This is a genomic window from Terriglobales bacterium, from assembly GCA_035937135.1.
In the GTDB taxonomy this organism is placed as follows: domain Bacteria; phylum Acidobacteriota; class Terriglobia; order Terriglobales; family Acidobacteriaceae; genus DASYVL01.
The window spans coordinates 1-8075 of record DASYVL010000068.1; the positions used below are offsets into that span (position 1 = coordinate 1).

The 8075-nt window shown below is 65.1% G+C and carries 13 protein-coding genes; 5 read left to right on the forward strand and 8 right to left on the reverse strand.

Annotated features, from left to right (window positions below; all coding sequences use genetic code 11):
* The coding region (locus tag VGQ94_04110; GenBank protein HEV2021689.1) for a glycosyltransferase at nt 1-1062 on the forward strand (1062 nt) is incomplete at its 5' end.
* Here the strand turns inward: VGQ94_04110 and VGQ94_04115 are convergent.
* From VGQ94_04115 to VGQ94_04135, 5 genes are all read right to left on the reverse strand, one after another.
* Nucleotides 1063-1572 (reverse strand): hypothetical protein, encoded by a 510-nt coding sequence (locus tag VGQ94_04115; protein ID HEV2021690.1) that lies wholly within the window; start codon nt 1570-1572, stop codon nt 1063-1065.
* Between the two features lie 52 nt (nt 1573-1624).
* On the reverse strand, nt 1625-1891 hold the full coding sequence (locus tag VGQ94_04120) for a hypothetical protein (protein ID HEV2021691.1): 267 nt from the start codon (nt 1889-1891) through the stop codon (nt 1625-1627).
* Nucleotides 1892-1909: 18 nt separating this feature from the next.
* Entirely contained in the window at nt 1910-2149 is a 240-nt protein-coding gene (locus VGQ94_04125) for a carboxymuconolactone decarboxylase family protein (protein HEV2021692.1), read from the reverse strand.
* Between the two features lie 85 nt (nt 2150-2234).
* Nucleotides 2235-2582, reverse strand: coding sequence for an STAS domain-containing protein (locus VGQ94_04130; GenBank protein HEV2021693.1), 348 nt, complete (start codon nt 2580-2582; stop codon nt 2235-2237).
* Nucleotides 2579-3025, reverse strand: coding sequence for an ATP-binding protein (locus VGQ94_04135; protein HEV2021694.1), 447 nt, complete (start codon nt 3023-3025; stop codon nt 2579-2581). Before VGQ94_04135 ends, VGQ94_04130 begins: the two co-directional genes overlap by 4 nt.
* A 257-nt stretch (nt 3026-3282) precedes the next feature.
* Here VGQ94_04135 and VGQ94_04140 point away from each other — a divergent pair, with 257 nt between their 5' ends.
* From VGQ94_04140 to VGQ94_04150, 3 genes are all read left to right on the forward strand, one after another.
* On the forward strand, nt 3283-4527 hold the full coding sequence (locus VGQ94_04140; GenBank protein HEV2021695.1) for a CBS domain-containing protein: 1245 nt from the start codon (nt 3283-3285) through the stop codon (nt 4525-4527).
* A gap of 66 nt (nt 4528-4593) precedes the next feature.
* Nucleotides 4594-5835: an Nramp family divalent metal transporter gene (locus VGQ94_04145; GenBank protein HEV2021696.1), complete on the forward strand. Its 1242-nt coding sequence runs from the start codon at nt 4594-4596 to the stop codon at nt 5833-5835.
* A gap of 90 nt (nt 5836-5925) precedes the next feature.
* Nucleotides 5926-6450, forward strand: a complete 525-nt coding sequence (locus VGQ94_04150; GenBank protein ID HEV2021697.1) for a zinc ribbon domain-containing protein — start codon at nt 5926-5928, stop codon at nt 6448-6450.
* 3 nt (nt 6451-6453) lie between these two features.
* Here the strand turns inward: VGQ94_04150 and VGQ94_04155 are convergent, their stop codons facing one another.
* The 3 genes from VGQ94_04155 to VGQ94_04165 are packed head-to-tail and all read right to left on the reverse strand — an operon-like array spanning nt 6454 to nt 7679.
* Entirely contained in the window at nt 6454-6846 is a 393-nt protein-coding gene (locus tag VGQ94_04155) for a (deoxy)nucleoside triphosphate pyrophosphohydrolase (protein ID HEV2021698.1), read from the reverse strand.
* Nucleotides 6843-7331: a GAF domain-containing protein gene (locus VGQ94_04160; protein HEV2021699.1), complete on the reverse strand. Its 489-nt coding sequence runs from the start codon at nt 7329-7331 to the stop codon at nt 6843-6845. The genes VGQ94_04155 and VGQ94_04160 overlap by 4 nt, the downstream gene beginning before the upstream one ends.
* Before the next feature lie 9 nt (nt 7332-7340).
* On the reverse strand, nt 7341-7679 hold the full coding sequence (locus VGQ94_04165; protein HEV2021700.1) for a hypothetical protein: 339 nt from the start codon (nt 7677-7679) through the stop codon (nt 7341-7343).
* Between VGQ94_04165 and VGQ94_04170 the strand changes: the two genes are divergently transcribed.
* Nucleotides 7647-8015 carry an iron-sulfur cluster assembly scaffold protein gene (locus VGQ94_04170; protein ID HEV2021701.1) on the forward strand — a complete coding sequence of 123 codons (369 nt, stop codon included), beginning with the start codon at nt 7647-7649 and terminating at the stop codon, nt 8013-8015. The genes VGQ94_04165 and VGQ94_04170 overlap by 33 nt on opposite strands.
* Nucleotides 8016-8075 lie beyond the last annotated feature (60 nt).

Here is an 8075-nt window from a genome sequence, read left to right on the forward strand (position 1 = left end):
ACCGGGCCGGAGTGGGACCGGTGGCCTGAGGTCAGGCGGCGGGCGAGCGTCATTGTCGCTGCGCGAAACGAACAAGACCACATCGAGGCAGCGGTCGGATCGCTCCTCGGCCTCGACTATCCCGATTACGAAGTGATCGCCGTCAACGACCGTTCCTCCGACCGCACTGGCGAGATCCTGGACCGGCTGGCGCGCGAGAATCCGGAGCGCCTGCGCGTTCTGCACGTCAGCGAGCTTCCGCCGGGATGGCTGGGCAAGCCGCATGCCATGGGCCTGGCGGCGCATCAGGCCACCGGCGACTGGCTGCTCTTCACCGACGCCGACGTCAGCTTCCGTCCCGACGCTCTGCGCCGCGCCCTGCTGTGCGCCGAAGAGAGTCGCGCCGACCACCTCGTACTTTTCCCCACGGCCCAAATGCACTCGCTGAGCGAGCGCATGATGTTCGCGTTCTTCCCCACGCTGGTCGTCTTCGGGCATCGGCCGTGGAAGGTTTCCGACCCCAGGGCGCAGGACTACGTCGGCATGGGGGCCTTCAACCTGATTCGCCGCCGCGTGTATGAAGACCTGGGGGCGCGCCAGGCGCTGCGCATGGACGTGCTCGACGACATGAAGCTGGGCAAGTTGGTGAAGGAGGGCGGCTACGCGCAGCGCGTCGCCTCGGGATACGGCCTGATCTCGTTGCACTGGGGCCACGGCGCCCTGGGCGTCCTCGACAACCTCACCAAGAATTTGTTCGCGCTCATGCTCTACCGCTGGCCGCGAACCGTCGGCGCCGCGTTTCTGCTGCTGCTCTTCAATCTGGGGCCTTTCGCAGGACTGGTGTTCGCCCCGGGCTGGGCGCGGCTGGGTTACGCCCTGGCCGTGGGCGCAATCGCGCTCATCTATCTCGGCATGTCGCGATACTCGCGCATCTCCCCACTCTACGTCGTGCTGCATCCCATCAGTACAACCCTGTTTGCCTATACCCTGCTGCGTTCCATGTTCCTTGTGCTGGGGCGGGGAGGCGTGGTCTGGCGCGGGACGAAATATCCTCTAGAAGAGTTGCGCAAGGGTCTGGTGTAGCTACTTGGGCGACTGCGCAGGTTCCTCGGCGGGACTTTCCGCGTCCGAAGGATTGCGCGCGATCGGAGGCTTCGCCTTCGCTGGCTTCTGGGAGGACTTGCTGGGTTTGAACGCTCCCGCGCTGTAGCTGCCGTGGCGCGAGGCGTCGTAGTCCTTGGGGACGGGCGGGATCTTGGCCGATTCGCCGCGCAGCTGCCGCCGGTCTTTCAGGATGATCTCCCCGCGTCCCTGGTACTCGCGGATCTTGCCGTGGATCTCGACCTCCTTGCCCGCCAGGAAGCGTACGTCGCCCACGTCGCGCAGGTCGCGGGCGAAGACCACCACGGTGAACGGACACTCCCGGTAATCGTCGCAGAAGTTCAGGAACCAGGCGCCGTTGGGACTCTCGCTGACGGTCAGCACTTTGGCGAAGACGCAGCGGGTATCGCCGATGTGCTTCAGCGCCTCGCCTATGGGCAGACACTTCGCGGCCAGGGAGGCGGAGAACAGCAGGATGGTCAGCAGCCTCATGACCAGCACCCGGCCAGGTGTTTGACGGTATCTCAAAACTCGGGCCTCGCAGCTACTTGGTGGGCTCCATCTCCAGCGCGTTGTTGAAGCGGTTGAAATAGTTGAACAGGCCGATGGCGGCGGCCAGCTCCACCACTTCGCCCTCGTCGAAGAAACGGCGGAGGTCGGCCCACAGGGCTTCGTCCACGCCGTGCGATTCCCGGGTCATGCGCTCGGCGAAGCGCAGTGAGATCTTTTCCTTTTCGTCGAAGTCGGAGCGATTCTCGAACTCGGCCAGGTGATCGAGCTGCTCCTGGCTCCAGCCCAGCCGCCTTGCCAAGGCGGTGTGGGAGGACAGTCAATACTCGCAGTCGTTCATCTGGGAGGTGCGGACGATGACCAGCTCTTTCAGCTTGGCGGGCACCGTGCCGCTTTCCATGACCGCGCGGAAGTGGGCCACCAGGGTGCGTAGGATCTCCGGGCGGTGGGCCACGGTGCGGAACATGTTGGGGACATTGCCCCGGGCCTTGAGGTAGTGGTCATAGATGGCGCCGCTGTCGGCGTCCACCTGCGACTTGTCGAGACGGGAGATGCGCATGGGCTGGCGGCCGGCTCCCGGGCCGGGACTCGTCGGCTCCGCGCCACGTTCCCTGCGGGAGCCGCCACCCGGGCCGGGGCGGGAACTACTTCTTGAAGGACTGGATGGCCGTGGCTTCGTCGTCCTTCACGTCGAAGACGGTATAGAGCTTGGTGATCTGCAGCAGGTCGTGCACCTTCTTGGTCAGGTTCAGCAGCTTCAGTTCGCCGCCCTGGTTGCGGACGGTGGTGAAGGCGCTGACCAGCTCCCCGATGCCCGAGCTGTCGATGTAGGTCACGTCTCCCAGGTTGAGCAGGATCTTCTTGATTCCCTTGGCGATGAGGTCGCGGATGCTGTCGCGCAGCAGAACGCTGCCTTCCCCAAGCGTGATGCGCCCGCTCAGGTCCAGCACCGTGACGCCGTCCACCTCGCGTTGACTGGCCTTCATGCTCACTGCGTCTCCTCCTTGACGCCGGGAGACGCGCTCCCGACGTGCTTGATCAAAGTAATCTCGGTACCCGGTCCCAGCGCGCGGAACCGCACTTCATCCATAAACGACCGGATCAGGAAGATGCCCCGTCCGGATTGCTTCAACAGGTTTTCCGGGGCCAGCGGATCCGGGATGTTCTTCGGGTCCAGCCCGTTGCCCTGGTCGGCGATGGTGATGACCAGGGAGTCGCCCGTGTTCTCATAAGAAACGGTCATCTTCTTCTGTGGATTCGAGCCGTTGCCGTGCAGCACGGCGTTCACCGCCGCCTCGCGCACCGCGATGGCAATACGATAGCGGTCCTCCTCGCTGAAACCCGCGCTGGTCGCGAGCTTCGCGGCGGCGTCCTCGGCCATGTCGACGCTGTCCAGGGTTGAGTCCAGCGTGTAGGAGACCCGCTTCTCGGTCATCTTAAGAATGCTTGTTCCTGGCGTTATCCCCGGCGCGCAGGCCTCGTCGCGCGGGGCTCCGACGCTGCCGGCCCTGGAGACCCACGGAAACGTGCCTCTTCCGGGAATTCGGTAGTGTGCCTGTCGGGTGCGGAAATGTCAACGCAAAGCCCAGTGGCTCCGCTGGGTCCGGCTCCCATCCTGCTTCGGAGAAACCCGGCGCGTGCCTCACTAACCACTAACTCCGGCGCCTCGAGCGCTGGTATTCTCCAAATGGAATGCCTGGTCTGGCACTCTCCGAGCTGCTGGGCGTGCCGGTGCTGGATCCTGCCGGCGCGGTCGGCGGACGTGTGCGCGAGGTCGCGGTGGCGCCCCAGGAGGACACCGCGAGCGTGGCCTGCCTGATCGTGAAGACCGCCTCCGGCGATCGCATGCTGGGGCGCGACGTGCTAGCTGCGGTGGGCGGCGGAACGGTGCGCGCCGCGGCCCTGGCCGCCGACTGGCCTCCCTTCGTCGGCGGGGAGGGGCTGTTGCTCCTGGAACGCGACCTGCTCGACCAGCAGATCATCGACGTCCACGGCCGCAAGGTGGTGCGCGTGAACGACGTGGACCTGTATCCCGAGCTCATCAATCAGCTCGTGGTGCTGCGTATCGGCGAAGTGGACGTGGGTGCGCGCGGCGCCGTGCGCCGCCTGCTCAAGGGAGTGGTGCCGGCGCGGGCTCTGCGCCTGCTACTCGCCAAGATTCCCCAGCACGCCATTCCCTGGGAGTTCGTGGACCTGATCGAGACCGACCCGGCGCGGCGGGTGAAGCTGAAGATCTCCCACGACCGTCTGGCGAAGCTGCACCCGGCGGATATCGCCGACATTTTGGAAGAGCTGGCGCCCGCCGAGCGCGAGGCCGTCTTTGAGACCCTGGACGAAGAGGTCGCCGCCGGCGCCCTGGAGGAGATCGAGCCCAAGCTCCAGGTTTCCATCATGGAGTCCCTCGATTCCGACCGCGCCGCCGACATCATGGAGGAGATGAACCCCGCCGCCGCCGCCGACCTGCTGGGCGACCTCTCCGAGGAGACCTCCGAAGAGATCTTGGAGGAGATGCAGCCGGCCGAGCGCGAGGAAGTGTCCGAGCTCCTGGAGTTCAAGGAAAACACCGCCGCCGGCCGCATGACCACCGACTATCTGTACTTCGCATCCAGCGCCACGGTCGAGGACGCCATCCAGGCCCTGGGCTCCTACGAAGGAGCGCCCGAGACCTTGAGCGCCGTCTACGTAGTGGACCACGACGAGAAGCTCGTTGGCGCCGTCTCCCTGGCCAGCCTGGCCATGGCGCGGGAGGAGACCCAGCTTTCTGCATTGATCACCCAGCCCGTCATCTCCTGCCCGGCCGGCGCCGGCGAGAAGGATGTGGTCGAGCTCTTCGATAAGTACAACCTGCTGAGCTTGCCGGTGGTGGACGAGCAAGGCCGCTTGTCCGGAGTGATCACCGCCGACGTAGTGATCAACCTGCTACGCAGCAAGCTGTAGCGCGCTTCGAAATGCGCGACCCGTTGGGCCGAAAGGGAACTGAGTTCTGAGCACTGGCGACCGATCATGAAATGGCTGAAGCACTGGAAGACCCGGATCCTGCTCTTCTTGGCCGTGCTGGGCCCGGGCTTCATCACCGCGAATGTGGACAACGATGCCGGCGGCATCTACACCTACTCCTTTGCCGGAGCTCACTTCGGGTACCTCCTGCTTTGGACCATCATTCCCATGACCTTGGCCCTCATCGTGGTGCAGGAGATGGCGGCCCGCATGGGCGCGGTCACCGGCAAAGGGCTGAGCGACCTCATCCGCGAGGAGTTCGGCCTGCGCATCACCTTCCTCATGATGGTGGCGCTGGTGATCACCAACTTCTTCAACGTCATCGCGGAGTTCGCCGGCGTCGCTACCAGCCTGGAGTTGTTCGGCCTTTCCCGCTATTTCACCGTTCCCGCCGCCGCCGTTCTGGTGTGGCTCCTGGTGGTGAAGGGGAACTACAAGACGGTGGAGAAGGTCTTCCTGATCGCCTCGTTCTTCTATCTTTCCTATATCGTGGCCGGGATCCTTTCGCGTCCCAAGTGGGATGAAGCTCTGTTCCGTACCGTGACTCCGCCGGCGCACTCCCTGTTCGCCGACTCCGCCTATCTCTACCTCACCGTGGGCATTATCGGCGCCACCATCGCGCCCTGGATGCAGTTCTATCTGCAGTCCTCGATCGTGGAGAAGGGGATCACCGAGCGGCAATATCGGGCGGCCCGCATCGACGTCTTTGTCGGCTCCATCTTCACCGACATCGTCGCCGCCTTCATCATCATGGCCTGCGCCGCGACCCTGTACGTCCACGGACATCACCAGATCAGCAGCGCTGCCGACGCCGCGGAAGCCCTGCGCCCGTTTGCCGGTCAGTGGACCTTCTTCCTCTTCGCCGCTGGGCTGTTCAACGCCTCCCTCTTTGCCGCCTGCATCCTCCCCCTCTCCACCGCCTACACCATCTGTGAGGGGCTGGGCTTCGAGTCGGGAGTGGACAAGGGGTTCCGCGAGGCCCCGTTCTTCTACTGGCTCTACACCGTCCTCATCGCCGCCGGCGCCGGCGTCATCCTGTGGCCCGGTCTGCCCCTGCTCAAGGTGGCGGTCTTCTCCCAGGTGCTGAACGGCATCCTGCTTCCCTTTGTCCTGTTCTTCATGCTCCGGCTCATCAACAAGCCCGAGCTCATGGGCAGCCACACCAATTCGCGCCTGGACAACGCCGTCGCCTGGAGCACCGCCGTGGTCATGATCGTGCTGAGCGCGGCCATGCTCTGGACCCTCTAGACAGCGGCTGCGGGAAAGGGTCTTGCCTCATGCGAGGGGCCGGGGCATAATCGCGCCGCGTAAATCCTCTTGGCAGGGAAAGGCGGACTCATGTTTTGCCCCAGCTGTGGGACGGAGAACCCGGCGCAGGCCGCCTTCTGCCTGAAGTGCGGCGCCAGCCTGCCGCAGTCCGTCCCCGGGCAGGTTTTTCTCGCGCCTCCCGCGGCCTTCCTCGGGGCCCCAGCTCCGCCCGTGCCGTCACCCTACCTGTGGGGATACATCCACGGCTGGGGAATGCTGGTGGTCAGCCCGCTTCTCTTCTTGCTGTTTCTGGCGGTTCTGCTGGACCCCAAGAGCGACTCTGAGACCCGCCTGGGAGCCGGCATCCTGATGTTGCTGCTGGGGCTGGCCGCCCTCACCGGCTTCGGCCTGGTGCGCAAATCAAAGATGGGAATGATCCTGGTCTTCGTTTGGGCGGGACTGCACGTCTTCTTTGTCGGGATCTGCCTGCTGGCCCTGGTGGCGCAACCCAAGGAGCCCACCTTCCTCATCATGCTCTTGATGGTTCTGGTGGGGCTGGCCTTCTGGATCGCATGTTCCGTGTACTACTACCACCGCCGCCACATTTTTCGCTGACTTCTAGATGACCCCGCCCGCGGCGATCTGCCGCACCAGCTCCTGGTCGGCTTCCAGGAAGTCATAGGCGGGAAGTTTGGTGCGCTCCACCCAGCGCACGTCGGCGAAGATGCAGTTCTCCACCTCGCCCTCGAACTCGCGCACCAGAAAGAAGCGCAGCTCCACCGCGTTCCCGTTCTTGTAGACGTGCGTGAGGCGCGCCACTTCGTCGCCCACGCGGGCCGCGATGCCCAGCTCTTCCTCCAGCTCGCGCCGCAGGGCGTCCCGGGGCTGCTCCCCGTGTTCGATCTTGCCGCCGGGGAACTCCCACTTCAAGGGCATGGTCTGGTGCTTGGTGCGCTGGCAGGCCAGCACCGTGCTCTCGCGCAGGATGAGCGCCGCCACCACCAGCTTCATCGAATGGGAGCTTTCTCGAGATAGCGTCCTACCAGCCGGGCGCAGTGCTCCACTAGTTGGCGGTCGTCCGGCCCGAAGGCGGCCGGGGAGTGGCTGTCAATGTCCAGCTCGCCCACCACCTGTCCCTGCACAAAGATGGGGGCGACGATCTCGGACTTGGTCTCGATCGAGCAGGAAAGATAGCGCGGGTCGGAGTGGACGTCGTCCACCACGACGGTGTGCCCGCTCGAGGCCGCCGCGCCGCAGATGCCCTGATCGAGCGGGATGCGCGTGTGCGGCGTGGGCGCGCCCACGAACGGACCCAGTACCAGCGTCGGCTCCTTCGCGCCCTGCTCCAGCATGTAGAAGCCCACCCAGTTGTAGGTCGGAAGCTGCTGCGCCAGGCGGCTCGCGATCGAAGTCATCAGGTGCTCGACAGAAGGGGAGGAGACGGCCCGATGCTCCAGTTCCCGGGCCAGCTCCTGTTTGCTGCTTTCTACCGGCATAGCTGGCTATTAAATCACAAGCCCCGGTTTGGCCTGGGAAGGGCGTACCGCCGGCGCGATGCGCCGCAATCCCTTTGCGGCAGGGAAGAGGTCGGGGCGGATGGCGGCGGCCAGCGCCTTGAGCCCCGCCATCAGCGTGGCAGCCGGCGTGTTCAGGTACTGGTCGCGGATGCAATACACTCGACCAGCGCGCACCGCGCTCACCTTCTGCCAGCCCCGCTGCGCGACGATCTTTTCCAGCGGGACGCGGTCGCCGGCGCCACACCAGGCGGCGAGGACGACCTCTACGGAGCTGCTGTTGTTAGAATTGCGGCCGTGGCCACCTATTCGCCCCAGCTTCTCGACCACTTCGAGCACCCGCGCAACGTGGGCGAGATTGAATGCGCCGACGCCATCGCCGAGGTCGAGAACCCGGCCTGTGGCGACATCATGCGCCTGAGCCTGAAGCTTGACGGCGGCCGCATCGCCCAAGCCCGGTTTCTGACCAAAGGTTGCGTCCCATCCATCGCCTGCGGCTCCGCACTCACCGAGTTACTCCAGGGAAAATCCGCGGCCGAGGCCCGCGCCCTGCGCCGCGTGGACTTGGTAGCGGCCGTCGGCGGCCTGGCGCCGGAGTCGCAGCACGCCAGCCATCTGGCCATGGATGCGCTGGCCGCTGCTTTGAATCAGTTGAAAGGGAACTAAGCCCGGATGCTCAGGCCGTGGTCAGCCGCTGGTAATCTTCCGGGGTGTCCACGTTCACGG

Coding starts and splice junctions, on each gene's coding strand:
- VGQ94_04115 (HEV2021690.1), bottom strand. CDS start 1,572: ATGAGGCTGCTGACCATCCTGCTGTTCTCCGCCTCCCTGGCCGCGAAG.
- VGQ94_04125 (HEV2021692.1), bottom strand. CDS start 2,149: ATGCGCATCTCCCGTCTCGACAAGTCGCAGGTGGACGCCGACAGCGGC.
- VGQ94_04135 (HEV2021694.1), bottom strand. CDS start 3,025: ATGACCGAGAAGCGGGTCTCCTACACGCTGGACTCAACCCTGGACAGC.
- VGQ94_04140 (HEV2021695.1), top strand. CDS start 3,283: ATGCCTGGTCTGGCACTCTCCGAGCTGCTGGGCGTGCCGGTGCTGGAT.
- VGQ94_04145 (HEV2021696.1), top strand. CDS start 4,594: ATGAAATGGCTGAAGCACTGGAAGACCCGGATCCTGCTCTTCTTGGCC.
- VGQ94_04150 (HEV2021697.1), top strand. CDS start 5,926: ATGTTTTGCCCCAGCTGTGGGACGGAGAACCCGGCGCAGGCCGCCTTC.
- VGQ94_04155 (HEV2021698.1), bottom strand. CDS start 6,846: ATGAAGCTGGTGGTGGCGGCGCTCATCCTGCGCGAGAGCACGGTGCTG.
- VGQ94_04160 (HEV2021699.1), bottom strand. CDS start 7,331: ATGCCGGTAGAAAGCAGCAAACAGGAGCTGGCCCGGGAACTGGAGCAT.